This window comes from uncultured Pseudomonas sp. (assembly GCF_913774235.1).
Taxonomy (GTDB): domain Bacteria; phylum Pseudomonadota; class Gammaproteobacteria; order Pseudomonadales; family Pseudomonadaceae; genus Chryseomonas.
In genome coordinates, this window is record NZ_CAJYDW010000005.1 from 398,477 (window position 1) to 422,458 (window position 23,982).

The following is a 23,982-nucleotide window of genomic DNA, read 5'->3' on the forward strand; positions in this document are numbered from 1 at the left end:
GTCAGGTTATTAAAGCGGACGAGAGGCTGTCGCGGGCGTGCCAAGCCACACGGCAGAACGGTAGCGAAAACAGCGCCCGGAGCGTCCGGGCGCAATCGGCGGACCTGGAGTTAGCCGAGCTGCGCCCTGGCGAGCAGGGCATAGCCCAGCAGCATGAGCGGCCAGCCCACCACCGGGCCGAACAGCAGGCGCCAGAGCCTCAGGCGCGGCACGAAGCCGACACCGTGGACCAGGCCGGCGGAGACGCCAAGCATGACCAGCATCAGCAGCGGATGGCTGTAGTGGCCGCTGGCGTCGAGCATCAACCCGGGATGGATCAGCAGCAGCAGCGCCAGGGGCGCCGCCAGCAGCAGGGACAGCGCCCGCCCCAGCGGGTGGACGCGGGGCAGGGCTTCAGCATTCTGCATCGTCATGGACGTCCAGCTCCCGAGTGCTTTCCAGCCAGAGGGCGTTGATGATGCCGAAGCTCGCGGCGAGCAGGACGCCGAGGATCCAGGTGAAGTACCACATGGCGAATCTCCTTGAGAGGGACCGATCAGTAGAGGCCGTGCGGGTTGGCGTCGATGAAACGATCATCGACCTTGCCCCACATCCGCACGTAGCTCCACAGGGTGTAGGCCAGGATAATGGGCACGAAGATCGCCGCCGCGACGAACATGATGCCCAGGGTGCGCTGGCTGGAGACGGCGTCCCATATCGTCAGACTCGACGCCGGCTCCAGGCTCGACGGCAGCACGAAGGGGAACAGCGCGCAGCCGGCGGTGGCGAGGGTGCCGACGATGGCCAGGGCGGTGCCGGTGAAGGCCAGACCGGCCTGGCGCCAGCTGCTGCCGAGCAGGGCCAGGATACCGCCAAGGACGCCCAGCACCGGCGCGAGCAGGGTCAGCGGCTGAGCCTGGTAATTGGCCAGCCAGCCCGGATTGCCGACCGTCACCACCTTGTGCAGCGGGTTCAGCGCGCTGCCGGGATCGCCCTGGCTGATCAGCAGGTAGCCGTCGACGCTGGAGACCAGCCAGACGCCGGCCAGGCCGAAGGTGACGAGATGCAGCAGGGCGCACAGGCCGGTGGCGCGACGGGCACGCTCGCCCATGGCCTGGTGGGTGCGCAGCATCAGCCAGCTGCCGCCGTGGGCGCAGAGCATGGCCAGGCTGACCAGGCCGCAGAGCAGGGCGAAGGGGTTGAGCAGGGCGAAGAAGCTGCCGCTGTAGGTGGATCTCAGGGTGTCGTCGAGCTGGAAGGGCAGGCCCTGGAAGAGATTGCCGAAGGCGACGCCGAACACCAGCGCTGGGACCAGGCTGCCGGTGAACAGGCCCCAGTCCCAAGCGGCGCGCCAGCGCGCGTCTTCCAGCTTGCTGCGGTAGTCGAAGCCCACCGGGCGCAGGAACAGGGCGAAGAGCACCAGCAGCAGCGCCCAGTAGAGTCCGGAGAAGGCGGTGGCATAGACCAGCGGCCAGGCGGCGAAGAGGGCACCGCCGGCGGTGATGAACCACACCTGGTTACCATCCCAGTGCGGCGCGATGCTGTTGATGGCGGCGCGGCGTTCCTTGTCGGTCTTGCCGATCAGGGGCATCAGGATCATGGCGCCCAGGTCGAAGCCGTCGGTAAGGGCGAAGCCGATCAACAACACGCCGATCAGCACCCACCAGCTGAGCTTGAGCATTTCATAGTCGAACATGGTGGTCTCCTCAGACGTTGGCCGCAGTGGTGGACTTGACCAAGGCAGCCTGGCGCAGGGCGTCGCCCACCTGGGCAGCGCGTTCGTGGAAGTAGCGGCCGGTATGCAGGCTGCTCGGGCCGAGCCGGGCGAAGCGAATCATCAGGTACAGCTCCACTGTCAGCAGCAGGGTGTAGAAGGCCACCAGGGCACCGATGGAGCCCAGCAGGTCGGCCGGGGCCAGGGTCGACGCGGACAGGTGGGTGGGCAGCACCTCGCTGATGGTCCAGGGCTGGCGACCGTGCTCGGCGACCCACCAGCCGGTCTGGGTGGCGATCCAGGGCAGCGGCAAGCTCAGCAGAGCCCACTTCAGTAGCCAGGGCTTCTGCAGCTCGTTACGCCGGGTCGAGGCCCAGAAGGCGCAGAGGAACAGCGCCAGCATCAGCACGCCGCAGGCGACCATGATGCGAAAGGTCCAGAACAGGCTGGCGACGCCGGGAATGGTATCCAGCGCGGCCTGGTGCACCTGCTCGGGCGTGGCCGTGGTGGGATCGTTCACGTACTTCTTCAGCAGCAGGCCATAGCCCAGGTCGTGCTTGTGGGCGTCGAAGGCAGCGCGAGTGGCGGCGGAATCGTCGCCGGCGCGTAGCTGCTCCAGCACCGCATAGGCCTGGGCGCCGTTGCGGATGCGCGCCTCGTACTGCAGGACCAGATCCTTGATGCCGGTGACCGGCTCATGGGTCGAGCGAGTGGCGATCAGGCCCATCAGGTAGGGGATCTTCACCGCGTAGTCGGTGCGCATCTCTTCTTGGTTGGGAATGCCGAACAGGGTGAAGGAGGCCGGGGCTACTTCGGTGTTCCACTCGGCTTCGATGGCGGCCAGCTTGACCTTCTGCACCTCGCCCACGCGATAGCCGGACTCGTCGCCCAGCACGATCACCGAGAGTACCGCGGCGGTACCGAAGGCGGCGGCCACGGCGAAGGAGCGTCGGGCGAAGCCGATGTCGCGACCCTTGAGCAGGTAGTAGCTGGAGATGGCCAGCACGAAGATGGCGCCGGTGACGTAGCCCGAGGCCACGGTATGAACGAACTTCACCTGGGCCACGGGGTTGAGCAGCAGGGCGCCGAAATCCACCAGCTCCATGCGCATGGTCACGTAGTTGAACTCGGCGCCCACCGGATTCTGCATCCAGCCGTTGGCCACCAGGATCCACAGCGCGGAGAGATTCGAGCCCAGGGCCACCAGCCAGGTCACCAGCAGGTGCTGGCCCTTGGACAGTCGGTCCCAGCCGAAGAAGAACAGCCCGATCAGCGTCGATTCGAGGAAGAAGGCCATCAGCCCCTCGATGGCCAGGGGTGCCCCGAAGATGTCGCCGACATAGTGGGAGTAGTAGGCCCAGTTGGTGCCGAACTGGAACTCCATGGTCAGGCCGGTGGTGACGCCCAGGGCGAAGTTGATGCCGAACAGCTTGCCCCAGAACCGGGTCATGTCCTTGTAGACCTGTTTGCCGGTCATCACATAGACCGACTCCATGATCCCCAGGATCACCACCAGCCCCAGGGTCAGGGGCACAAAGATGAAGTGATACAGCGCGGTCATGCCGAATTGCAGGCGTGACAGGTCCACGACGGATTCCGAGATCATCCCGGCAATCTCCTCAAGCGATGGGAAGGGGGCTAGTCCAGCAGGTGGGCGCTGACCGCCTGGGTGGCGTCGGGCGGAACCGTGGGGGCGCTGAACCAGAGGCTCTTGATCACCATCAGCAGCGCCAGCTTGAGCAGCAGGATGACCAGCAGTTCCTTGACCAGGCGTCCGTTCATGGCGACCTCGCGAGCCGTGGCGCCAATCCAGGACGGAGTGGCGGCTGCATGCAGGATGCGCCTGCTGGCCCTGGGCAAAACTGATCCAGATCAATTGGCCAGTGGCCATCGCCTGGGGCAGGTTGTCGCAGTCGTTCAGGTCGGGTTCAGAGGGGTTAAGACGGCGTTAAGACGCCAGGGCGCAAGGTGAAGCCGTGACTGACGCCGGACCGCTGCCGCGGCGACGCCAGGCCCCTTGCTCTCCACCGGAGGATTCACCATGAACGTCTTCAACAAGATGGCCGCTCTCGCCCTGCTCAGCACCGCCAGCTACACCGCCATGGCCGCGGAAGTGGAGCAGCGCCGTGCCCCGGCGGCGCCACAGCCGACCGTCGCCGAAGCCGACGTCGGCCGCAGCCAGGACGTGACCCCGGCTGGCTGGGACCAGGTGCTCGACCCCCATGCCTATGGCCAGGTCTCGGTGCGTTATCAGGCTCGTACCGTGGACCCCGCGCTGCTGCGGGGTGTCAGCTTCGGCTAGGACTGCGCCGGCGCTAGACGTACTGCGCCGCGGCGTACCCCGAGGCCCAGGCCCACTGGAAGTTGAAGCCGCCCAGGTGGCCGGTGACGTCCAGCACCTCGCCGATGAAGTACAGGCCGGGTGATTTGAGCGATTCCAGGGTCTTGGACGACACCTCTCGGGTGTCGACGCCGCCGAGGGTGACTTCGGCGGTGCGATAGCCCTCGGTGCCCGCCGGCACCAGCTGCCAGTCGTTCAGGCGGGCGGCGATGGCCTTGAGTTCGTCAGGGCTGTATTGCTTCAGCGGCTTGGACGCAAACCAGCTGTCGGCGAGCAGCGTGACCATCTTCTTGGTGAACAGCTCGCCCAGCAGGGTCTTGAGTTCGCTGTTGGGACGCGCCTGGCGCTGCTCGGCGAGCCACAGCGGCAGGTCGAGGTGGGGCAGCAGGTCGATGCTGAGGCTATCGCCGGGCTGCCAGTAGGAGGAGATCTGCAGGATCGCCGGGCCGCTGAGGCCACGGTGGGTGAACAGCAGGTTCTCGACGAAGCTCTGGCCGTTGCAGGTGATCCGGCAGTCTTCCACGGCAGTACCCGACAGGGCGCTGCAGAAGTCCTTCAACTGCGGATCGGTGACGGTGAAGGGTACCAGGCCGGCGCGGGTGGGTAGGATCTGGTGGCCGAACTGCCGCGCGACCTTATAGCCGAAACCGGTGGCGCCCAGGGTCGGGATCGACAGGCCGCCGGTGGCGATCACCAGGGACTCGCCACGCACCGGCCCCAGGCTGGTCTGCAGCTGATAGCCACCCTGGTCGAGGCGGGCGATCTCCTGCACCGAGGTATTGAGGCGGAGGTCGACACCGCCCTGTTCGCACTCGTCCAGCAGCAGGGCGAGGATGTCGCTGGCCTTGTTGTCGCAGAACAGTTGGCCGAGCTTCTTCTCGTGGTAGGGCACGCCGTGCTTGGCCACCAGGGCGATGAAATCCCACTGGGTGAAGCGCGCCAGCGCCGATTTGCAGAAGTGCGGATTCTGCGAGAGGAAGTTGGCCGGCTCGCAATAGAGATTGGTGAAGTTGCAACGGCCGCCGCCGGACATGAGGATCTTCTTGCCGGCCTTGTTGGCGTGATCGAGTACCAGCACCCGACGCCCGCGCGCGGCCGCGCTCAGCGCACACATCAAACCTGCGGCGCCGGCACCGATGATGATGACCTGGGTTTCGAACACGCTGAACTCCTTGCCTACCGACGTCTGGCTTGCGGCGGCGCATGTTACCCGATAGGTCGCACGAATAGCGTTTTCAAGGTGCGATCGTTAACGCTGGCAGTCTTGAGCGATGGCCGGTAGTGCGCACAGGGGCAGTATCTGAACGTTGATCGGCGTAGTCGTGACGGCTCTTTGTGCCGGCGCGGTTTGCGGGATATCCCATTGACATATCCCTTAGAGTGGTTAAGGTGGGATATACGCTTGATATATCCCGTGAGGTATCCCATGGAGCAAGGTTCGGTTTTTCAGAGCAATCGGAGTCAGGCAGTCAGGCTGCCCAAGGCGGTTGCCTTGCCTGATGACGTAAAGCGAGTGGATGTGGTCGCTCTAGGGCGCACCCGCATCATCAGTCCCGCTGGCGAAGCCTGGGATAGCTGGTTCGACGGCGAGGGCGTGACGGCCGACTTCATGGCAGAGCGTGAACAGCCTGCCGATCAGGAGCGCGAGACCTTCTGATGCTCAAGTTCATGCTCGACACCAACATCTGTATTTTCACCATCAAGAACCGCCCACAGGCGGTGAGAGAGACCTTCAAACGGCGCCACGGTCAGATGTGCATCAGTACGGTCACCCTGATGGAGTTGATCTATGGTGCGGAGAAGTCCTCCAACCCTGAGCGCAATCTGGCGGATGTGGAAGGCTTTGCCGCTCGCCTGGAAGTACTCACCTATGACCAGGACGCGGCCTTTCACACCGGACAACTTCGCGCCGAGCTGGCTCGTATTGGTCAGCAGATAGGTCCATACGACCAGATGATCGCCGGGCATGCCCGCTCCAAGGGGCTAATTATCGTCACCAACAACCGCCGCGAATTCGACCGTGTGCCTGGGTTGAGAGTCGAGGATTGGGCATCCTCGAACGAATGAAGGACAGCGGTTGGAGGCGCATCCTGGGTAGCGGATTCAGACTTCTGACTATTCGCCGTGCAACACAGTCAGGCAAAGTGTCGGCTGAGCAACAGGCGATACGCCGATTGATCTCTTAACCAATTGTTATAAAAGGATTTTTTAGATGGCATAGGCCGTGCAATGGCTGCAGGGTTTCCTTAAGGGAGTCCTTGCATGGCCGTTGCCACCTCACTCACTGCCATCCCCCGCGCCGTACCCGAACGTCCCGCCACCGTCCTGCGCGACGCCACCGAAGCACTCGATGCCGCGGCCGCGCTGGCCGAGGACTTCGCCCGCGAAGCGCGCAGCCGCGACCAGGAGCGACGCCTGCCCTGGGCCGAGCTGGAACGCTTCTCGGCCAGCGGGCTGTGGGCCATCACCGTGCCGCGCGCCTTCGGCGGCGCCGGGGTCGGCTTCGGCACGGTGGCAGAGGTCATCGCCCGCATTTCGGCGGCCGATCCGTCGCTGGGGCAACTGCCGCAGAATCACCTGGGCGTGGTCAACAACCTGCTACTGACCGGCAGCCCCGAGCAGCAACGGCACTACCTGGGGTTGGTGCTCCAGGGTTACCGCTTCGGCAATGCCTTTTCCGAAGCGCGCAGCAAGACCGTCACCCAGTTCGAGACGCGCATCCGCTTCACCGGCGACACCGCCTGGATCGATGGCGAGAAGGCCTACTGTACCGGCGCGCTGTTCGCCCACCTGGTCCCCACGGTGGCGCTGGACGAAGAGGGCCTGGCCCATCTCGCGCTGGTGCCCCGCGATGCCGGCGGCCTGACGGTGATCGACGATTGGGACGGCTTCGGCCAACGCACCACCGCCAGCGGCCGCGTGCTGCTCAAGGGCGTCAGCGTCCCGCGCAGCGCGGTGCTGCCGGCCTGGAAGGCTTTCGAGCGGCCCACGGCGGATGGTCCGGTGTCCCAGATCATCCAGGCGGCGGTGGATGTCGGTATCGCCCGCGGCGCCTTCGCCGCGACCTTGGCGGCGGCGCGCCAGTCACGTCCCTGGACCGACAGCGGTCTCGAATACGGCTGGCAGGATCCACTCGGCCAGGCGCTGATCGGTGACCTGAGCTGGCGTCTGGCCGCCGCCGAGGCCCTGCTGGAAGAGGCCGGAGTTGCCGTGGACAGTGCCCTGGCGGCGCCGTCCGCGGCCAGCGTCGCCGAGGCCTCGGTGGTGGTGGGGCAGGCCAAGGTGGCCTCGACCGAAATAGCCCTGGCGGCGGCCTCTCGCCTGTGCGAACTGGGCGGTACCCGCAGCGTCTCCGAACGCTTCGGCCATGACCGCCACTGGCGCAATGCCCGCACCCATACGCTGCACGATCCCGTGCGCTGGAAGTACCACCTCATCGGCAACCACCTGCTCAACGGCGTCGAGCCGCCCCGTCACGCCTGGAACTGATGCCATGACCGATCTCACCCCCGCTACCCATGCAGAACTCGCCTTCGCCGAAGGAGTCCTCGCGCACCTTCGCGAGGCGCTGCCCCAGGACGCCCGTGCCCGCGATCCGCTGGTGATCGCCGCGGTCGGTGATCTCCAGGTCCGCCTGGCCGCGGCGCGCGCCCTGGCGCATGCCAGCGCTGCCGATGTTGGGCCGCTGCCGCAGATCCAGGCACGCCTGGCCGCCGACCACGCCCGCCAGCTCGCCGCCGAGCTCCAGCGCGAATGGCTGACGGAAGCCCCAGCGCCACGTCAGCCCGGGCCGACCGTTCGCGATCTCCGGCGCCTGCTGGGCGAGCACCACCTGACGATCACCGACTAGAAAAGGACTGCCATGTCACTGCGTACACTGCTCCGTTCCCTGCTGCTCGTGCCGCTGTTGGCCACGGCCGCGCTGGCGTCTGCTGACGAGATCCCTTCGCTGGCCGGCAAGCGCATCGCCATCAGCATGACCGGCACCAGCCACTACTTCGATCTCAAGGCCTTCCAGGCCCAGGTGGAGGAGGTCAAGCGGCTGGGTGGCACCCCCATCACCCTGGATGCTGGCCGTAACGACAAGAATCTGGTGACCCAGCTGCAGACCCTGGTGACCCAGAAGCCGGACGCGGTGATCCAGACCCTCGGCACCCTGAGCGTGATAGACCCCTGGCTGCGCCGCATCCAGGCGGCCGGCATCCCGCTGTTCACCATCGACGCGCCGTCCCAGTACAGACTCAACAACACCACCTCCGACAACGCCGCGGCCGGGCGTGAACTCGCCGAGCAACTGGCCAAGGACACCGGGGGCAAGGGCGACATCCTGGTGTTCAACGGCTTCCAGGGCGTGCCCGTGTGCGCCATCCGCTACGCCGAGCTGCGCAAGGTACTGGACGCCCACCCGGGACTGAAGATCATCCAGCCCGAGCTGCGCGATGTGATTCCCAACACCGTGCCGGACGCCCGCGGCCAGATCGCGGCGCTGCTGAACAAGTATCCCAAGGGCCAGATCGCCGCCATCTGGTCGGCCTGGGACATCCCCCAGCTCGGCGCCAGCCAGGCGCTGATCGAGGCGGGCCGCACCGAGATCAAGACCTATGGCGTCGATGGCACCCCCGAGGTGCTGGAGCTGCTCAAGCGTGACGACAGCCCGGTGGGCGCGGTGGTCGCCCAGCAACCGGCGCTGATGGGCCGCACCGCGGTGCAGAACGTCGCCCGCTACCTGGCCGGCGCGCGCGACCTGCCCAAGGAGACCCATGTACCGACCCTGCTGACCACCAAGGCGAATCTGGACGAGGTCGCGGCGCTGCGGGGTGATCCATGAGTGCCCCGACTCTCGAACTGCAGGGTATCTCCAAGCGCTATGGCGCCACCCAGGCGCTGGACGGGGTCGACCTGACCCTGAGGGCCGGCGAAATCCACGGCCTGATCGGCGAGAACGGCGCCGGCAAGTCCACCCTGATCAAGGTGCTCGGTGGCCTGGTGACGCCCGATGCGGGGACGCTACGGCTGCACGGCGAAGCCGTGACGGGCGCAGGACCGCGCGAGTTGGCCCGGCGGGGGATCGCCATCATCCACCAGGAGCGGCTGTTGCCGCCCAACTTCACCCTGGCCGAGGCGCTGTTCTTCGGTCAGGAGCGGCGCCTTGGGCCGCTGCTGGATCGCCGCGGCCAGGAGCGCGAAGCGGAACGGCTGCTGGCCGAGCGCTTCGGTCTGCACTGCCGGGCGCGGACCCGGGTAGCGGAACTGAGCAGCGCCGAACAGCAACTGCTGCAGATCAGCCGGGCACTGCTGGCCACACCCAAGGTACTGGTGCTCGACGAACCCACGGTGGCCCTGGCCCATGGCGAGGTGGAGCGGCTGCTAACCCTGCTGCGCCAGTTGCGTGACCAGGGGCTCGCCTTGCTCTATGTGTCCCACTATCTGCAGGAGGTGGAGCGCCTCTGTGATCGCGCTACGGTGCTGCGCGGCGGCCAGGTGGTGGCGCAGGTAACACCCAGCACCACGCCGGCGGCGGCCATGGCGCGGCTGATGATCAACCGCGAGCTCGGCGAGGCCTATCCCAAGACGCCGGCGGCACGGGGCGAGGTGCTGTTGGAGACCCGCAAGCTGGGCCGCCCGGGTGTCTTCGCCGAGGTCGACCTCCAGGTGCGCCGCGGCGAGGTGGTCGGAGTGGCTGGCCTGGTCGGCTCGGGCGCCAAGGAGTTGCTCAAGACGCTGTTCGGCCTGCTGCCGGTGGCCGAGGGCGAGGTGCTGCTGGACGGTCGTGCGCAACGCTTCGCCAGTCCGCGCGCGGCGGTGCGCGCAGGCCTGGCGTTGTTGCCGGAGAATCGCCGCCAGCAGGGCGTGGCCCTGGATCTCACCGTCACCGAGAATCTCACCCTGGCGGCCTTGGAGCGTTTCAGCTGGTTCGGTCTCCGCCGGCCAGGCGCCGAGCGTCAGGCGGCACTAAGGCTACGCGAGGCGCTGGACATCCGTACCCCGGAGCTGGACACCCCGGTGCGTCACCTGAGCGGCGGCAACCAGCAGAAGGTCGCCTTGGGCAAATGGCTGGCCCGGGATGCGCGCCTCTATCTGCTCGATGAACCCAGCGTGGGCATCGATCTCGCCGCGCGGGCCGAACTCTATCGCCAGGTTGGGCGGCTGGTGGAGCAGGGCGCTGGTGTGCTGATCCTCTCGGTGGATCTGCCCGAGTTGCTCAACCTCTGCGACCGTATCCATGTCATGCATCGGGGGCGGCTGCTGCCCGCGCGCCCGGCGGCCGAACTCAGCGCCGCAGAGCTGCTGGCGGCCGCCACGGGCGCGGGTGTCGTGCCCGCGGAAGCGGAAGGGAGGGTAAGTCTTGGCCTCGCCTCCTGATCAACTGACGGCGCCCGCCCTGGCCTGGAGACCGGATCTTTGGCGCCATGGGGCGCTGCTGGCCTTCGGCGTGATCGCCGCGTTGTTCGCCTGGCGCGCGCCGGGCTTTCTCGGGACGGGGAACCTGGCCAATATCCTGGCCCAGGCCGCCATCCCCGGCATCCTGGCCCTGGGCCTGACCCTGGTGATCGTCGGAGGCGGTGGCAACGTCCTGGCTGGCGGGCTGGACCTGTCGCTGGCGGCCAACCTCGGGCTCTGCGCGGCCGTCCAGGCGACCCTGGTCAACGCCGGTTTTGGCGCGCCGCTGGCCATCGGCCTGACCCTGGTCTGTGGCCTGCTGGTCGGGGCGGTCAACGGCCTGACGGTGACCCTGCTGGGCCTGCCGCCGCTGCTGGCCACCCTGGCCAGTCTCAACGTGGTGGCCGGCCTGGAGCTGGTCTTGAGCGAGAACACCGTGCTGCCGGCCAGTGCGCCCTGGTTGGATGGACTGGCGCTCGGCAGCCTGCTAGGCATCCCAGCGCCCGGTTGGGTGCTGCTGGCGACCACCCTGGTGCTGGCGGTACTGCTGCAGCGCACCCCCTACGGCCTGCGGCTGGCGGCGGTGGGCGATCATCCCGAAGCGGCGCGCGCCGCCGGTCTACCGGTACGGACGCTGGTGTTTTCCAGCTATCTGCTGGCCGGCGGCTGCGCCGGCCTGGCGGCGCTGCTCTCGGTGGCCTGGTTCAGCGGCAGCACGCCGGGGTCGGGCGAGTTGCTGCTGCCCGTGGTAGCCATCGCCTTTCTCGGCACCGTGTTCTCTTGGCGCTCCCAGCCGAGCGTCGGTGGCACCCTGCTGGCGGCGCTGCTGGTGGGCATGCTCGGCAACGGCTTTCAATTGCTCGGGGTGAGCAGCTTCCTGGTCAATGGCGTCCAGGGTGCGCTGATCCTGCTGGTGGTGGCTGCGGCCAGTCTACGCAAGGAGGGCGGTCGATGAGCGCGACTCTTGCTCCGGCTCGTCCTGGCCTGCGCCTGGCGTTGCCCTTGCTGTTCCTCACGCTGGTGGTGGCCTTCGCCCTGGCCGCGCCCGGCTTTCTCAGCCAGGGCAACCTGCTCAGCCTGCTGCTGAACAATGGCCTGGTACCGGCGCTGGTGGCCCTGGGGCTGACCTACGCCATCGCCGCGGGTGGCATCGATCTCTCGGTAGGTATCGCCCTGGACCTGGCGGCCTTTGGCTGCATCGCCTTGCTCAACGCCGGCTGGTCACTGGCCGTGGCGCTCGCCGGTGGCCTGGGCCTGGGGCTGCTGGTTGGCCTGGCCAATGCCCTGCTGGTGGCCGGCGTGGGGCTGTCGCCTTTCCTCGCCAGCCTGGGGCTGCTGTTCATCGGCACCAGCCTGCAACAACTGCTGTCCGAGGGCGGGCTGCCGCTGTATCTGAAACCGGAGTTCAGGCCAGCCGCGAGCAGCTGGCTCGGGCTGCCGGCGGCGGTCTGGACGGTATTGCTGTTGGCCGTGCTCTACGGCCTGGTACTGGCTCGCGGCCGCCTGGGGCGCGCCTTGCTGGCGCTAGGCAGCCAGCCGCTGGTGGCGCGCTATTCAGGGCTGGCGCTGCGCCGCCTGGCGCTCTGGACCTGCCTGGCCACCGCCCTGGCGGCGGCAGTCGCCGGCATCCTGCTGGCGCTGCGCATCGACGCCTATGTACCGCTCTCGGGCAACGCCTACCTCATCAATGGCATCGGCGCCGTGTTCATCGGCGCCAGCCTCAATCGCTACGGCCGGCCCAACGTACCCGGCAGTCTGCTAGGGGTACTGCTGCTGGCGGTGGCCACCAATGGCCTGCTGCTGGTGGGCTGGAATTTCTATTGGCAGCAGGTCGCCACCGGACTGCTGATTCTCTTGGTGCTGACCCTCAACCAATTCGCCCGGCGCCACGACGCCTCCCACTAGGAGCCCCCATGTCCCGTGAAATCCGCCTCAATGCCTTCGACATGAATTGCGTGGCCCACCAATCTCCCGGCCTCTGGCGCCACCCGCGCGACCGCTCCTGGGAATACAAGGACCTCGACTACTGGACCGACCTGGCGCAACTGCTCGAACGCGGGCTGTTCGACGGGCTGTTCATCGCCGATGTCCTCGGTCTCTACGATGTGTACGGCGGCGGTCCCGAGGCCACCCTGCGCGAGGCCACCCAGGTGCCGGTCAACGATCCCCTGGCGCTGATCACTCCCATGGCGGCGGTGACCCGCCACCTGGGCTTCGGCCTCACCGCCTCCCTGAGCTTCGAGCATCCCTATCCCTTCGCCCGCCGGCTCTCCACTCTGGATCACCTGACCAAGGGGCGCATCGGCTGGAACATCGTCACCTCCTACCTGGAAAGCGGCGCGCGCAATCTCGGCCAGTCCGCCCAGGCCGATCACGACGCCCGCTACGACTACGCCGAGGAATACCTGCAGGTCGTCTACAAGCTGCTCGAAGGCAGCTGGGAGGAGGGCGCGGTGCTGCGCGATCGCGCCTCCGGGCGCTTCACCGACCCGGCCAAGGTGCATCCCATCGGGCACCATGGCCGCCACTTCCAGGTGCCCGGTTATCACCTCTGCGAACCCTCGCCCCAACGCACCCCGGTGCTCTACCAGGCCGGCGCCAGCAGTCGTGGGCGGCAGTTCGCCGCCGAGCACGCCGAGTGTGTCTTCGTCGCCGCGCCGTCCAAGACGGTGCTCAAGAAAACCGTGGCCGACATCCGCCGCCGGGCCGCCGAGGCCGGTCGCGATCCGCGTCAGGTGAAGATCTTCAACCTGCAGACGGTCATCGTCGGCGAAACCGATGCCCAGGCCCGGGCCAAGTGGCAGGACTACAAGGGCTACGTGAGCTACGAGGGCGCCTTGACGCTGATCTCCGGCTGGACCGGCATCGACTTCGCCGCCTACCGCCCGGACCAGGTACTCAAGCACCTGCACACCAACGCCATCCAGTCGGCGGTGGAGGCCTTCTCCACGGCCGATCCCAGTAAGCAATGGACGGTGCAGGAGCTGGCCGACTGGGTCGGCATCGGCGGCTTCGGCCCGCTGCTGGTGGGCAGTCCCGCGACGGTGGCAGACGAGTTGCAGAGCTGGGTCGAGGAAACCGACGTGGACGGCTTCAACCTGGCCTATGCCGTGACCCACGAGACCTTCGCCGACGTGGTGGAGCTGCTGGTCCCGGAGCTGCAACGGCGCGGCGTCTATAAGCGTGCCTATCAAGACGGTACCCTGCGCGAGAAACTCGGCGGGACCGGCCCACGCCTGCCGGCCGACCACCCGGCCGCGGGCTATCGGGACCTGGCGCGGCAGCGGGAAAAGCTCGGGGTGCTCCAGCCGGCCTAGGGGGCTGGGGTGTCCGCGAGACCGCGTCCCGCCTCGCGAATGGTTGGAGTGGAATGCCTATCAGGGCGCCCAATGCATCGCGGCTTCTTCCAGGATTTCCTGCAGACGCCGCGACAACTCTTCCACCGAATAGGGCTTGTGGATCAGCTCGAAGCCCTGGGCGCCGTTGGTGGCCAGGATATGGCTGTAGCCGGAGGTGAGCAGGATAGGCAGGCAGCGATACAGTCGGCGGATTTCGATGGCCAGTTCCAGGCCGCTCATGCCGGGCATGACCACGTCGGAGAAGACCACGCCGAAGTGGCCGGGTTTCTCGGCGAGCAAGGCCAGGGCGCGGTCGGCGTTCGACGCCAGGACCGGGCGATAGCCCAAGTCCTTCAGGGACTCGACGGCGAAGGTACCCACGTCGTGATTGTCCTCGACCACCAGCACCGCCAGGCCATGTCCATCGGCCAGCGCCTGGGTCTCGGGCACCGGCAACGCACCGGCCTCGCCGATCACTCGCGGCAGCGCGAGGCGGATGGTGGTGCCATGCCCGACTTCGCTGCTCACCTGGATCTCGCCGCCGGATTGCTTGATGAAGCCGAATACCTGGCTGAGGCCCAGCCCCGTGCCCTGGCCGACCCTCTTGGTGGTGAAGAAGGGTTCGAAGATCTGGTCGAGGTGCTCCCGAGCGATGCCACTGCCGGTGTCGCTGATCGAAACGACCACCGCGGCCGGGCTGTCCGCAAGAGCGGTGATCTCGATGCCGATGGTCAACTGGCCGGCCCCGTTCATGGCATCGCGGGCATTGACTGCCATGTTCACCAGGGCGGTGTCGAACTGCCCCGGGTCCGCGTAGATCAGGCAGGGATCTTCGGGCAGCGCCAGGGTGACCTGGATGCGCGAGCCCAGCAGCGTCTCGAGCATGTCATTCAGGGCGCGCACGTTGCCGCTCGCCGAGAACACCTCGGGCGCGAGCGCCTGGCGCCGGGCGAAGGCCAGTAACTGTCCCGTCAACTTCGCCGCCCGGTCGATGGTCGCGGAAATGGCGTTGATGTAGCGGTCGCGACGCTCTTCGCTCAGGTTCGGGCGCTTGAGCAGGTCACAGGACGACTTGATGACCGTCAGCAGGTTGTTGAAGTCATGGGCCACCCCGCCGGTGAGTTGCCCGATGGCCTCCATCTTCTGCGATTGCCGCAAGGCATCCTCGGCGTTGGCCAGGTCCAGGGCATTCTGCCGCTGCTGCGAGACGTCACGCACCGTGGCATAGATCAGCCCGTCGTTGTACACGGCATTCCACGACAGCCAGCGGTAGGAGCCATCCCGATGCCGGTAGCGGTTCTCGAAATTGCTCACCGGCTTGCCCTGCACCAGGGCGCTGAAGGCCTGGCGCGTGGTGGCCAGGTCGTCGGGATGGATGAAGGCCACGAAGGGCTCGGCCTTCAACTCCTCGAGGGTCCAGCCCAGCGTTCTCACCCAGGCGGGGTTGAGGCTGAGGAAGAAGCCATCGAGGCTCGCCACGCAGAGTGGATCGGTCGAGCACTGCCAGATCTGGTCGCGCTCGGCGGTACGCGCCGAGACCTGACGTTCCAGCTCATCGTTGAGCGCGGTCATGGCTTCGGTCCGCGCCTGCTGCGCCTGGCCGGCCAGTACGCGGCGGCTGATGTCGCGGGAGATGCAGACGATCTTCGGGTGGTCGCTGCCGGGCACCTCGAAGGGCGAGCAGGAGACTTCCCACCAGCGCGGTTCGCCTCGCGCGGTCGGGCAGAAGCCTTCCACGCGCGTGTTCTGGCCCTGGCGTGCCAGCTGGACGGCCTGGCGGATCTTGCCCTGTTCGTGTTCCGGCCACAGGGCGGCATATTCCGCGCCCATGACATCATCCAGGGACTGCAGCTGATTCAGCTCCAGCCCCTGGCTGTTCATGAATTCGATGTGGCCCTCGGCGGACAAAACCTTGACGCAGTCCAGGCTGGCCTTGAGCAGACTGCGCGAGAAGGATTCGCTGTGCAGGACATTGCGCGCGGCCAGGAAGCGGCGCTGCGCCGCGATTTCCAGGGCGATCATGCCGGCGAACAGTTCGAAGGTCGCCAGCACTTCCGGGCGACTGGGATGGGCGGGTCGCGGATCTATCGCGCAGAGGGTGCCGAAGAAGCTGCCGTCTTCGAGCACGATGGGCACGGAGATGTAGCTGCGCAAACCGTATTGCCGGGGGGTGTGGTGATCGCGGTAACGGTCGTCCTGCGCCACGTCGTCGATCACCACCGGTTGGCGGTGATCGCGGATTTCATCGCAGATCGTCGACTCAACCACCAGCTCGTCGCCGGGCCCGAGACCGAAACCGATCAGGTCGAGGGTGCTGCAGGCGATCCAGCGGTCATCGGTCACCCGGGCGACGGCGGCGAAGCCCATGCCGGTCAGCCGGCACACCGTGTCCAACATACGGGGAATCGCGGCGATCTCAGCCACGAGGTCGACGTCTTGCGCGAGACTGGCGGAAAGACTGGAAATCAGAGGCGTGGTGCTCATCGGGCCGCTCGTACGTCGCCCGGGCCGGGCAGAAGGGGAGTTAGCGAGCGACAGGCTGACGCCTCTGCTACAGGATGCGCGAGGCAGTCGTCACAGGCCGTGCCCGGCCAGTATAGCGGTCGCCCAAGCGCAGCGGTCGATCGGGTTGTTGCGATAACGGATAACTCGCGCACAGCTCAGCCTCGTTCGTTCTCTTGGCAACAGCGCGCACGAGGCTGCTCTCTGCGGGGCACCACGACACGTTCCGCGGGAGAAACCGCGGAGCGTCGACCAGGGCAAGCCGTGAGCGGAGAGCAGAATGGCAGGCGCAGGCGACGAACGGTAAGGCCTTTGTCTGCGCGGAAACGCTGGCTGCTCGCTGCGCAGCGCCCGGTGCAGAGCCCCCCGCAGGACGTTTCGGCGGCACTTTTGGGCTGGGCTTCCGGTCGTAACTCAGGCTTCGCTCGGTCGGTGAGCCGGCCCCGCGCCTTTCCCCACGCTCCGCTCCGAGACGACTCCTATGAATACCGCGAATTGGGCTTATCTCCTCATCGTCATTGCCGGCTTCCTGCAGGCTGCGGGCGCGGCCATGAACGGCTCGCTCAACAAGGCCCTGGTCAATCCCTGGCTGGCCACCTCCGTGTCCTTCGTGATGGTCACCTTCGTGGCGGTGGGCCTGTTCCTCTGCATGCCCAAGCCGCTCCCGTCGGTCAATCAGATCGGCAACATGCCCTGGTGGGCGCCGCTCGGTGGCATTGCCGGTGCCGTCGCGGTCTTCGCCGGACTCCTCTTCATCCAGCGGCTCGGCGCGGCTCCGGTGAATGGGGTCACCATCACGGCCAACCTCATCGCCAGCCTGGCCATCGATCATTTCGGCCTGTTCTCCATGGAGCAGCACGCAGTCAACGGTTGGCGCCTGCTAGGTGCGGTCTTCATGATCGCCGGGGTCGTGCTGATCGCGCGCTTCTGAACAGCCGCGGCTGTTCGTCCTTCGCTCGCCCTTTCGCCGGGATGGGCCAGCAGGGAAAGCTCGTCGCCATGGTTCCTGCCTGCTGTATGCCAGGGGCGCACCCGACGAACGCGTCAAGTGCGCTGCGGAGTCGCCGATGCCGCAGACGTCGATGAGCGACCAGCCGCGGGATGCCAGGACTTTCCTACCCACGTTAGGCCGCAGAAAGGTGCTCAGATAGTTGGGTATGGTGCCCAGGCCTCAACGCGAGCAATTGCCCGCCTTGGTAAAGCCTGCCGCCTTCGCCTCGGCTTCGGAAGCGAAGCGCACCTGGTTCTTGGGCGAGACCTGGGCATAGCTCGGGCAGCCCACGGCCAGGTGATAGACATGGCTATTACGGTTGCCGATGATCGACCCCACCTGGGACGGCGCTGGGCCGTCGGTCCTGGCAGATGCCGAGGGCGCCGACCTGGGCGCCGGTATAGGACTGACCACGCCGTCCCCAACGGGTTGGTAGCCGAGGGTCCAGTGCCGCTCACCGGACACGAAGGGGTTGGCATGGCCCATCACCGCGGCGATCCGTTGATCCCGCTGACGCTCCCAGGCGGTCACCGGATGCTGTTGATCCCAGGCCATCAGCAGTTGCTGCTGCTGACGCGACATGTTCAGCGCGTAGCGATCGAACATGTAGAAGGTGACGCGGGCGACCAGGCCCTTGACGTCGTCCCGCGGCTCAGCGACGCGCTCCTGGAAGTCGATCTTCGTCGAGCAGCGACCGTACTGGGGTTGCACGCCCTGCGCCATGCCATAGTTGAAATTCGCCCGGTCGCCATTCACCTCGCCGACGGCGGGGTAGAGATTGAAGAGGTCGGCCTCCATGGCGCGGAACACCGGGTCGTCGGCGACGCAGTGTTCGCGTCCGCCGTTCTGCCAGCACTGGCGCTGATGGCCGAAGGTCCAGGCGGGGACGATATGTTCCCACTCGGTGCGTTCGCCGCGGGTTTCCTGCTTGCGCGCCTGGAAGCCACAGGAGGGCGCATCGACCCGTCCTCCGGACTTGCCGACCCACGCCCATTGGCAACCGCAGTAGAGGTCGCCCTCGGCGCTGGTATTCTGGTCGAAATAAACTTTTTGTCTGGCGATTACCTTGGCGTCTACGAAGGTATCGGGTGCCGTTGCGTGAGCGGAGGTGACGAGCAGTGTGGCGAGGAAAAGCGACAGCAGCAGGCGCATGAATCTTCACAGGTCAGAAAGGGCGCCGAATTGTATAGCTTTTGCCAGGAGCGAGAGTGAGGTGGGACCCAAAGCCGTCCGAAGCGGGGCAGGGGTCTTCAGTCCTGTCCCGGATTGCGTCCAGCGCCCAGGCCGCATCGCTCAGACCTGCGCCATGCCACCGTCGACCGGCAGCTCGGCCCCGGTGATGAAGCTGCTTTGGTCGCTCACGAGAAACAGTGCGGCCGCGGCCACTTCATCGGCGCGAGCCATCCGGCCGAGCGGGATCAGCGTCGTCAGCCTCTCGCGAATCTCCGCGGACGCCGCCGCCATCATGGCGGTATCGGTCGGTCCCGGAGCCACCACGTTGACGCGGATATTGCGCGGCGCCAGCTCATTAGCCCAGGTCCGCGCGAAGGAGCGCACGGCGGCCTTGGTCGCGCCATAGACGCCATAGCCCTGGGTGCCGATGGTGGCGGCTATCGAGCCCACCAATACGACGGCGCCCCCGGCCGGCATGATCGCGGTCGCGGCTTGGGTGGCGAACAGCAGCGTGCGGACGTTGAGATCGAAGGTCCGGTCGAAATGGTCTTCGCTGATGGCGTCGAGCGGGGCGAACTCGGAGAGGCCGGCGTTGACCGCCAGCACGTCCACGCGCCCGGCTTCGCGCTGCACCGTCTCGAAGAAGGCCGAGAGTGCGGTCAAGTCGGAAGCGTCGACCTGGGCCTGACGCAGCCTGCCCGCACCGCACTCGACTTCACCCGCCTGGGCGCGACGACTGGTTGCGTACACGATGGCGCCTTCCGTTGCAAAGCGCTCTGCGATGGCACCGCCAATGCCGCCATGACCACCGATCACGACGGCAATTTTTCCAGAAAGGTTGCTCATAAGTCCTCACGAGAGTGATGTGGATGACTCTGAGCGAAGGTATCATTCCTATATCTAATCACAAGAACGCACCTGATGGTGCCTAGATATAGAGGCGTATACCCATGGCCAAAGACGCGCTTGAGCTACCGCTGGATGTCAATGCGACGCGGCCTATCCTCGAACACATCGCCAACAAGTGGACGGTGCTGATCCTGAGCGTGCTCTGCACCCAGCCGGCGCGGTTCAATGACCTTAAACGTCGCCTCCACGGCATCACGCATAAATCTCTGTCCGATGCCTTGAAGCGTTTGGAGCGCAACGGCCTGATCAGTCGCAAGGTGCTGCCGACGCAGCCGATCGGCGTCGAGTACACCATCACCCCACTTGGCTGCTCGCTGCGTGAACCCTTTGCCGCCCTCTACGAGTGGTCCCTGGCCAACGGTGCCGCATTGGAAGAGGCGCAGCGTGCCTATGACCTGGTGAGAAAGCGCCATGAGCAGGAGGAAGAGGTCTAGCCGCCGGATGATCTGGCCCCGGCTATCACCGGGCAGGTGAAGGGACAGGAGGGCCGTCCTGGATCTCCTGGTCACAGGTGCTTGCTGGGCGTGACAGGGCTCAGGACAACCTGGCCAGGAGCTGAGGCGCCTGGCACTCGTGGCTGACCGCTACCGACTCAACTCATAGACGCACATGTTCACCGTCGCCGCCAGATTCAGCGACTCGATGGCGCCCGAGCCTTCGATGGTGAAGGGCTGGGCGTTCAGGGCCGTGAGCTGCTCACGGGGTACGCCGCGGGCTTCGTTGCCGAAGAGGTAGCAGTCGAAGCTTTTGAACTCGGCTGACTGGAGGGGCGTGCCCTGCATGTCCAGGCAGGCGAGGCGCGGGAAGCGCGTCTGCAAACCGTCGAGTTCGACGTCGAGTTCCAGCGGGGTATGGAAGATGGCGCCCATGCTGGCGCGGACCACCTTGGGATTGTAGGGGTCGACGCTGCCGGGGCTGAGCAGGCAGCGAAAACCACCGAACCAGGCCAGGGTGCGTAGGATGGTGCCCAGGTTGCCGGGGTCTTGGATCTCGTGCAGGTAGACGGCGCGTTCGCCGGCACCGGTGATCGGTGCAGACGCCGTGGGCCCAGGCAGCGGTACCACCGCGAGGATGCCTTGCGGGGTCTTGGTATCGGCGAGCTGGGCCATCTGCCGGTCACTGATCAGGTGGGTCCGGAACGGACTCTGCCAGTGCTCGTAGGCGCTCGTCACATAGAGTTCCGACCGCTGCAGATGAGGATTTTGCAGAGTCGCCTTCTGCAGCTCCAACGCCAGGTGCTCGCCCTCCACCAGGAAGTGGCCGAATTCGGCGCGGTACTTCTTCTGGTGGAGCTTCTTGATGTCGTCGAGCTTCATCAGCCGGCGGCCCGGTCGAGCGGGGCGTTCAGCGCGTCGGCGTCGGCGAGCATCGACTTGGCCAGCGCCTCGGCCACCTTGATGCCGTCCACACCGGCGGACAGGATGCCGCCGGCATAGCCGGCGCCTTCACCGGCTGGGTAGAGGCCGCGCAGGTTCAGGCTCTGCAGGCTGTCGTTGTCGCGGGTGATGCGCACTGGCGAGGAGGTGCGGGTCTCGATGCCGGTGAGGATGGCGTCAGGGCGGTCGAAGCCGCGGATCTGCTTGCCGAAGGCGGGCAGGGCCTCACGAATGGCCTCGATGGCGTAGGCGGGCAGCGATGGCGCCAGGTCGCCCAGGCGCACACCGGGCTTGTAGGAGGGCTCGACGTCACCGAAGGCGGTGGAGGGCACGCCGCGAATGAAGTCGCCCACCAACTGGCCGGGCGCACAATAGTCGCTACCACCCAGCTCGTAGGCGCGCGATTCGAGACGCTCCTGCAACTCGACGCCGGCCAGCGGATCGCCGGGAAAGTCCTGTTCGGGATTGATGCCCACCACGATGCCGGAGTTGGCGTTGCGCTCGTTGCGCGAGTACTGGCTCATGCCGTTGGTGACGACCCGTCCCGGCTCCGAGGTGGCGGCCACCACGGTGCCGCCCGGGCACATGCAGAAGCTGTACACGGCGCGGCCATTCTTGGCGTGATGGACCACCTTGTAATCGGCGGCACCGAGTTCCGGGTGGCCGGCGTACTTGCCCAGCCGAGCCTCGTCGATCATGCCCTGGGGGTGTTCGATGCGGAAGCCGATAGCGAAGGGCTTGGCCTCGATGAAGACACCCTGGCGGTGCAGCATACGGAAGGTATCGCGGGAGCTGTGGCCCAGAGCCAGCACCACATGGCGGCTGTGCAGCGTTTCGCCATTGGCCAGCACCACGCCTTCGAGCTGGCCGTCGTCGATCAGCAGATCGGTCACCTTGCTCTCGAAACGGACTTCGCCGCCGAGGGCGATGATCTCCTCACGCATGGCTGCTACCACGCCGGTCAGGCGGAAGGTGCCGATGTGCGGCTTGCTGACGTAGAGGATTTCTTCCGGCGCACCGGCGCGGACGAACTCGTGCATCACCTTGCGGGCGTAGAACTTCGGGTCCTTGATCTGGCTGTAGAGCTTGCCGTCGGAAAACAGCCCGGCACCGCCTTCGCCGAATTGCACGTTGGATTCGGGCGTCAGCACCTTCTTGCGCCACAGCGCCCAGGTGTCCTTGGTGCGGCTGCGGACATCCTTGCCGCGCTCGAGCACGATGGGCTTGAAGCCCATCTGGGCGAGCAGCAGGGCGGCGAACAGGCCGCAGGGGCCGAACCCTACGACCAGCGGGCGCTCGGTCAGAGTGGCCGGGGCCTGGCCGACCGGGTAGTAGCCGGTGTCCGGCGCCGGGCGGACCTGCAGGTCGTTGGCGAAGCGCGCCAGCACCGCCGCCTCGTCGCGCACTTCCAGGTCGATGATGTAGATGAACAGGATGACGCTGTTCTTCTTGCGCGCATCGTAGCTGCGCTTGAACACGGTGAAGTCGAGCAGATCGGCGTCGCGCAGGTTCAGGCGACTGACGATGGCCTGGCGCAGCTCGGCGGGAGTATGGTCGAGCGGCAGGGACAGTTCGTTGATGCGAATCATGACAAAGATCCTGGCCGGTGACTCCGGCAAAGGAAGGGACGAGGAGGGGTAGGGCGGCGATTGTACCCGCCGGCCCCGGCGCTGTCAGGCCGAGGCGATGGGTGCTCGCGCGGGCCGTCCAGCGGTCGCCCTGGCGATCGCAGATTCGTCCCTGGCCGTTATCGGCTTATAATCGCCGCCACTTTGCGGCCGGCCAGACTTGGCGTGCGGCCGCTTCTCAGCGATTTTCCGTGGTAGCTCCAACATGAAAAGATCCAAAAGCAGCCGGCGCTGGCTGGATGAACACGTCAACGATCCCTTCGTCAAACGCGCTCAGAAAGACGGACTGCGCTCGCGCTCCAGCTACAAGCTGATCGAGCTCAACGAGAAGGACAAGCTGATCCGCCCCGGCATGCTGGTCATGGACCTGGGCTCGGCGCCCGGTGGCTGGTCGCAGGTGGCCGGTGGCATCGTCGGCGACCAGGGCCGGGTGGTGGCGACCGACATCCTGCCCATGGGCGCGCTGGACAATGTCGACTTCGTCCAGGGCGACTTCACCGATGATGCCGTCTTCCAGAAGATCCTCGGCGTGCTCGATGGCCGCAAGCCCGATCTGATCGTCTCCGACATCGCGCCCAACATCAGCGGCGTCGCGGCCGCCGACCAGGCCGCCGCCATGTACCTGGTGGAACTGACCCTCGACATGGTGCGCCAGGTGCTCAAGCCGGGCGGCAACTACGTGGTCAAGGTCTTCCAGGGCGAAGGCTCCGACGTCTTCCTCAAGGACGTGCGCACCTCCTTCGAGAAGGTTTCGATCCGCAAGCCCGAAGCCTCGCGCCCGCGTTCGCGTGAGGTCTATCTGGTAGGCAAGGGCTTCAAGGGCTAGGCTCCGTACGAAAAATGCCTGCGCTCGGCGACTTTTCGTACAGAACCTAGATCGACCCTGGCATCAGGCGGGCCTGTTGGATGGTCCGCTGGTGATTGCGCGCCACGGGCTTAGCCAGTCCCCGCCTCCGGCGAAACCCTCATCCGTCATTAATCCCTACCGCTACCCGCTGACGATCTGCACCGCCAAGTCGGGCTGCGTGCAGTGCAGCGTCGCACCTTCAAGGCCGTTCATGCCGCAATCGAGCGGAAAGGCTGCTTAGCCAGGGCCTGAATCGGCTGACTCAGCTGTTTATCGACGTCCCACAACTGTGAGCCGATGTGTCCGTCGAGAGTTAATTCCTGAGCGACTGCTAGGGTTTCCTATTCATCTGCGCTCTTGCAGTGGTTATGGCGATCTTGGGCCGAAGCGCAGGGAGCTGGATAGATGGATGTGTATGTGTTCGAGACGGCCAGACGATTGCTGACGACTATCTACGGGGCCTTGTATGAGATGGAAAGCGGACATGGCTTCAGATGCGTAAAAGCCGAGCGAGGACAGATCTTTCTGTACCGGCCCGTTGCGGGTCTGGCCGATGGGAATCTGGGTGAAATTGCCTTTGAAGTCGAATCCCATGCCAGGAGAGCGGGTCGGGGAATCGTTGAAACCAGAGCCTTTTTCAAGCAGCTGAAGCTCGAAAACGGACATGCCACCGAACGCGACAGACGCTATGACTGGCCGCGGATCGGCTTTTCTGAAAAGGCAGAGGTCAACCTCATAGTGCTGCGACTGCAGGAGTTTCTCGGCCTGCAGCGTTGAAGCGTCCAGCGTCGCTTTCTGTGTGC

The 23,982-nt window shown here is 66.2% G+C and carries 25 protein-coding genes; 14 read left to right on the forward strand and 11 right to left on the reverse strand.

What is annotated here, in order from left to right; translation table 11 throughout:
* Positions 1-110: 110 nt before the first annotated feature.
* The 5 genes from QZ471_RS04265 to cydP are packed head-to-tail and all read right to left on the reverse strand — an operon-like array spanning position 111 to position 3,475.
* On the reverse strand, positions 111-407 hold the full coding sequence (locus tag QZ471_RS04265; protein ID WP_295461460.1) for a cyd operon YbgE family protein: 297 nt from the start codon (positions 405-407) through the stop codon (positions 111-113).
* Positions 394-510 carry a cytochrome bd-I oxidase subunit CydX gene (gene cydX / locus QZ471_RS04270; protein ID WP_007158843.1) on the reverse strand — a complete coding sequence of 39 codons (117 nt, stop codon included), beginning with the start codon at positions 508-510 and terminating at the stop codon, positions 394-396. Before cydX ends, QZ471_RS04265 begins: the two co-directional genes overlap by 14 nt.
* Before the next feature lie 25 nt (positions 511-535).
* The gene (gene cydB / locus QZ471_RS04275; RefSeq protein ID WP_295461160.1) at positions 536-1,675 is read right to left on the reverse strand and encodes a cytochrome d ubiquinol oxidase subunit II; all 1,140 of its coding nucleotides are present in this window, start codon (positions 1,673-1,675) and stop codon (positions 536-538) included.
* A 10-nt stretch (positions 1,676-1,685) separates the two neighbouring features.
* On the reverse strand, positions 1,686-3,299 hold the full coding sequence (locus QZ471_RS04280; protein WP_295461162.1) for a cytochrome ubiquinol oxidase subunit I: 1,614 nt from the start codon (positions 3,297-3,299) through the stop codon (positions 1,686-1,688).
* 32 nt (positions 3,300-3,331) lie between these two features.
* Positions 3,332-3,475, reverse strand: a complete 144-nt coding sequence (cydP, locus tag QZ471_RS04285) for a cytochrome oxidase putative small subunit CydP (protein WP_295461164.1) — start codon at positions 3,473-3,475, stop codon at positions 3,332-3,334.
* Between the two features lie 259 nt (positions 3,476-3,734).
* Between cydP and QZ471_RS04290 the strand changes: the two genes are divergently transcribed.
* Positions 3,735-3,995 carry a hypothetical protein gene (locus tag QZ471_RS04290; RefSeq protein ID WP_295461165.1) on the forward strand — a complete coding sequence of 87 codons (261 nt, stop codon included), beginning with the start codon at positions 3,735-3,737 and terminating at the stop codon, positions 3,993-3,995.
* A 13-nt stretch (positions 3,996-4,008) separates the two neighbouring features.
* On the opposite strand, the gene QZ471_RS04295 is transcribed toward QZ471_RS04290, so the two are convergent.
* Complete coding sequence (locus QZ471_RS04295) at positions 4,009-5,196, reverse strand: NAD(P)/FAD-dependent oxidoreductase (RefSeq protein WP_295461167.1); 1,188 nt, start codon at positions 5,194-5,196, stop codon at positions 4,009-4,011.
* Between the two features lie 264 nt (positions 5,197-5,460).
* Between QZ471_RS04295 and vapB the strand changes: the two genes are divergently transcribed.
* The 9 genes from vapB to QZ471_RS04340 all read left to right on the forward strand — a co-directional run bounded on the left by vapB (position 5,461) and on the right by QZ471_RS04340 (position 13,732).
* A complete protein-coding gene (vapB, locus tag QZ471_RS04300) occupies positions 5,461-5,691 on the forward strand; it encodes a type II toxin-antitoxin system VapB family antitoxin (protein WP_295461168.1) in 231 nt (76 codons plus the stop codon).
* Positions 5,691-6,101, forward strand: coding sequence for a tRNA(fMet)-specific endonuclease VapC (gene vapC, locus QZ471_RS04305; protein ID WP_295461170.1), 411 nt, complete (start codon positions 5,691-5,693; stop codon positions 6,099-6,101). The genes vapB and vapC overlap by 1 nt, the downstream gene beginning before the upstream one ends.
* Before the next feature lie 195 nt (positions 6,102-6,296).
* Entirely contained in the window at positions 6,297-7,523 is a 1,227-nt protein-coding gene (locus QZ471_RS04310; RefSeq protein WP_295461172.1) for an SfnB family sulfur acquisition oxidoreductase, read from the forward strand.
* A gap of 4 nt (positions 7,524-7,527) precedes the next feature.
* A complete protein-coding gene (locus QZ471_RS04315; RefSeq protein ID WP_295461173.1) occupies positions 7,528-7,884 on the forward strand; it encodes a hypothetical protein in 357 nt (118 codons plus the stop codon).
* A gap of 12 nt (positions 7,885-7,896) precedes the next feature.
* Positions 7,897-8,862, forward strand: a complete 966-nt coding sequence (locus QZ471_RS04320; RefSeq protein WP_295461175.1) for a sugar ABC transporter substrate-binding protein — start codon at positions 7,897-7,899, stop codon at positions 8,860-8,862.
* Positions 8,859-10,397 carry a sugar ABC transporter ATP-binding protein gene (locus QZ471_RS04325; RefSeq protein WP_295461176.1) on the forward strand — a complete coding sequence of 513 codons (1,539 nt, stop codon included), beginning with the start codon at positions 8,859-8,861 and terminating at the stop codon, positions 10,395-10,397. Before QZ471_RS04320 ends, QZ471_RS04325 begins: the two co-directional genes overlap by 4 nt.
* Entirely contained in the window at positions 10,381-11,370 is a 990-nt protein-coding gene (locus QZ471_RS04330; protein WP_295461178.1) for an ABC transporter permease, read from the forward strand. The genes QZ471_RS04325 and QZ471_RS04330 overlap by 17 nt, the downstream gene beginning before the upstream one ends.
* Positions 11,367-12,320 carry an ABC transporter permease gene (locus QZ471_RS04335; RefSeq protein WP_295461179.1) on the forward strand — a complete coding sequence of 318 codons (954 nt, stop codon included), beginning with the start codon at positions 11,367-11,369 and terminating at the stop codon, positions 12,318-12,320. The genes QZ471_RS04330 and QZ471_RS04335 overlap by 4 nt, the downstream gene beginning before the upstream one ends.
* An 8-nt stretch (positions 12,321-12,328) precedes the next feature.
* Complete coding sequence (locus tag QZ471_RS04340; RefSeq protein ID WP_295461181.1) at positions 12,329-13,732, forward strand: LLM class flavin-dependent oxidoreductase; 1,404 nt, start codon at positions 12,329-12,331, stop codon at positions 13,730-13,732.
* A gap of 60 nt (positions 13,733-13,792) precedes the next feature.
* On the opposite strand, the gene QZ471_RS04345 is transcribed toward QZ471_RS04340, so the two are convergent.
* Complete coding sequence (locus tag QZ471_RS04345) at positions 13,793-16,237, reverse strand: PAS domain S-box protein (RefSeq protein ID WP_295461183.1); 2,445 nt, start codon at positions 16,235-16,237, stop codon at positions 13,793-13,795.
* A 499-nt stretch (positions 16,238-16,736) separates the two neighbouring features.
* Between QZ471_RS04345 and QZ471_RS04350 the strand changes: the two genes are divergently transcribed.
* A complete protein-coding gene (locus tag QZ471_RS04350) occupies positions 16,737-17,186 on the forward strand; it encodes a DMT family transporter (RefSeq protein ID WP_295461184.1) in 450 nt (149 codons plus the stop codon).
* Between the two features lie 240 nt (positions 17,187-17,426).
* On the opposite strand, the gene QZ471_RS04355 is transcribed toward QZ471_RS04350, so the two are convergent.
* Both QZ471_RS04355 and QZ471_RS04360 read right to left on the reverse strand, forming a co-directional pair.
* Complete coding sequence (locus QZ471_RS04355; protein WP_295461186.1) at positions 17,427-18,398, reverse strand: endonuclease; 972 nt, start codon at positions 18,396-18,398, stop codon at positions 17,427-17,429.
* Between the two features lie 141 nt (positions 18,399-18,539).
* Complete coding sequence (locus tag QZ471_RS04360; protein WP_295461187.1) at positions 18,540-19,265, reverse strand: SDR family oxidoreductase; 726 nt, start codon at positions 19,263-19,265, stop codon at positions 18,540-18,542.
* A gap of 104 nt (positions 19,266-19,369) precedes the next feature.
* Between QZ471_RS04360 and QZ471_RS04365 the strand changes: the two genes are divergently transcribed.
* Complete coding sequence (locus tag QZ471_RS04365; protein ID WP_295461189.1) at positions 19,370-19,762, forward strand: helix-turn-helix domain-containing protein; 393 nt, start codon at positions 19,370-19,372, stop codon at positions 19,760-19,762.
* Between the two features lie 150 nt (positions 19,763-19,912).
* Here the strand turns inward: QZ471_RS04365 and QZ471_RS04370 are convergent, their stop codons facing one another.
* Both QZ471_RS04370 and QZ471_RS04375 read right to left on the reverse strand, forming a co-directional pair.
* A complete protein-coding gene (locus QZ471_RS04370; RefSeq protein WP_295461191.1) occupies positions 19,913-20,644 on the reverse strand; it encodes an RNA methyltransferase in 732 nt (243 codons plus the stop codon).
* Positions 20,644-22,293, reverse strand: a complete 1,650-nt coding sequence (locus QZ471_RS04375) for an NAD(P)/FAD-dependent oxidoreductase (protein WP_295461192.1) — start codon at positions 22,291-22,293, stop codon at positions 20,644-20,646. The genes QZ471_RS04370 and QZ471_RS04375 overlap by 1 nt, the downstream gene beginning before the upstream one ends.
* A gap of 244 nt (positions 22,294-22,537) precedes the next feature.
* Between QZ471_RS04375 and rlmE the strand changes: the two genes are divergently transcribed.
* Positions 22,538-23,158 (forward strand): 23S rRNA (uridine(2552)-2'-O)-methyltransferase RlmE, encoded by a 621-nt coding sequence (rlmE, locus tag QZ471_RS04380; RefSeq protein ID WP_295461194.1) that lies wholly within the window; start codon positions 22,538-22,540, stop codon positions 23,156-23,158.
* Positions 23,159-23,584: 426 nt separating this feature from the next.
* Complete coding sequence (locus QZ471_RS04385) at positions 23,585-23,956, forward strand: hypothetical protein (RefSeq protein ID WP_295461195.1); 372 nt, start codon at positions 23,585-23,587, stop codon at positions 23,954-23,956.
* Positions 23,957-23,982: the final 26 nt, after the last annotated feature.

Excerpts from the sequence above, each read along its gene's own strand:
- QZ471_RS04265 (WP_295461460.1), bottom strand. The coding sequence starts at position 407 with ATGCAGAATGCTGAAGCCCTGCCCCGCGTCCACCCGCTGGGGCGGGCG.
- cydX (WP_007158843.1), bottom strand. The coding sequence starts at position 510 with ATGTGGTACTTCACCTGGATCCTCGGCGTCCTGCTCGCCGCGAGCTTC.
- cydB (WP_295461160.1), bottom strand. The coding sequence starts at position 1,675 with ATGTTCGACTATGAAATGCTCAAGCTCAGCTGGTGGGTGCTGATCGGC.
- QZ471_RS04280 (WP_295461162.1), bottom strand. The coding sequence starts at position 3,299 with ATGATCTCGGAATCCGTCGTGGACCTGTCACGCCTGCAATTCGGCATG.
- cydP (WP_295461164.1), bottom strand. The coding sequence starts at position 3,475 with ATGAACGGACGCCTGGTCAAGGAACTGCTGGTCATCCTGCTGCTCAAG.
- QZ471_RS04290 (WP_295461165.1), top strand. The coding sequence starts at position 3,735 with ATGAACGTCTTCAACAAGATGGCCGCTCTCGCCCTGCTCAGCACCGCC.
- vapB (WP_295461168.1), top strand. The coding sequence starts at position 5,461 with ATGGAGCAAGGTTCGGTTTTTCAGAGCAATCGGAGTCAGGCAGTCAGG.
- vapC (WP_295461170.1), top strand. The coding sequence starts at position 5,691 with ATGCTCAAGTTCATGCTCGACACCAACATCTGTATTTTCACCATCAAG.
- QZ471_RS04310 (WP_295461172.1), top strand. The coding sequence starts at position 6,297 with ATGGCCGTTGCCACCTCACTCACTGCCATCCCCCGCGCCGTACCCGAA.
- QZ471_RS04315 (WP_295461173.1), top strand. The coding sequence starts at position 7,528 with ATGACCGATCTCACCCCCGCTACCCATGCAGAACTCGCCTTCGCCGAA.
- QZ471_RS04320 (WP_295461175.1), top strand. The coding sequence starts at position 7,897 with ATGTCACTGCGTACACTGCTCCGTTCCCTGCTGCTCGTGCCGCTGTTG.
- QZ471_RS04325 (WP_295461176.1), top strand. The coding sequence starts at position 8,859 with ATGAGTGCCCCGACTCTCGAACTGCAGGGTATCTCCAAGCGCTATGGC.
- QZ471_RS04335 (WP_295461179.1), top strand. The coding sequence starts at position 11,367 with ATGAGCGCGACTCTTGCTCCGGCTCGTCCTGGCCTGCGCCTGGCGTTG.
- QZ471_RS04340 (WP_295461181.1), top strand. The coding sequence starts at position 12,329 with ATGTCCCGTGAAATCCGCCTCAATGCCTTCGACATGAATTGCGTGGCC.
- QZ471_RS04345 (WP_295461183.1), bottom strand. The coding sequence starts at position 16,237 with ATGAGCACCACGCCTCTGATTTCCAGTCTTTCCGCCAGTCTCGCGCAA.
- QZ471_RS04350 (WP_295461184.1), top strand. The coding sequence starts at position 16,737 with ATGAATACCGCGAATTGGGCTTATCTCCTCATCGTCATTGCCGGCTTC.
- QZ471_RS04355 (WP_295461186.1), bottom strand. The coding sequence starts at position 18,398 with ATGCGCCTGCTGCTGTCGCTTTTCCTCGCCACACTGCTCGTCACCTCC.
- QZ471_RS04360 (WP_295461187.1), bottom strand. The coding sequence starts at position 19,265 with ATGAGCAACCTTTCTGGAAAAATTGCCGTCGTGATCGGTGGTCATGGC.
- QZ471_RS04365 (WP_295461189.1), top strand. The coding sequence starts at position 19,370 with ATGGCCAAAGACGCGCTTGAGCTACCGCTGGATGTCAATGCGACGCGG.
- QZ471_RS04370 (WP_295461191.1), bottom strand. The coding sequence starts at position 20,644 with ATGAAGCTCGACGACATCAAGAAGCTCCACCAGAAGAAGTACCGCGCC.
- QZ471_RS04375 (WP_295461192.1), bottom strand. The coding sequence starts at position 22,293 with ATGATTCGCATCAACGAACTGTCCCTGCCGCTCGACCATACTCCCGCC.
- rlmE (WP_295461194.1), top strand. The coding sequence starts at position 22,538 with ATGAAAAGATCCAAAAGCAGCCGGCGCTGGCTGGATGAACACGTCAAC.
- QZ471_RS04385 (WP_295461195.1), top strand. The coding sequence starts at position 23,585 with ATGGATGTGTATGTGTTCGAGACGGCCAGACGATTGCTGACGACTATC.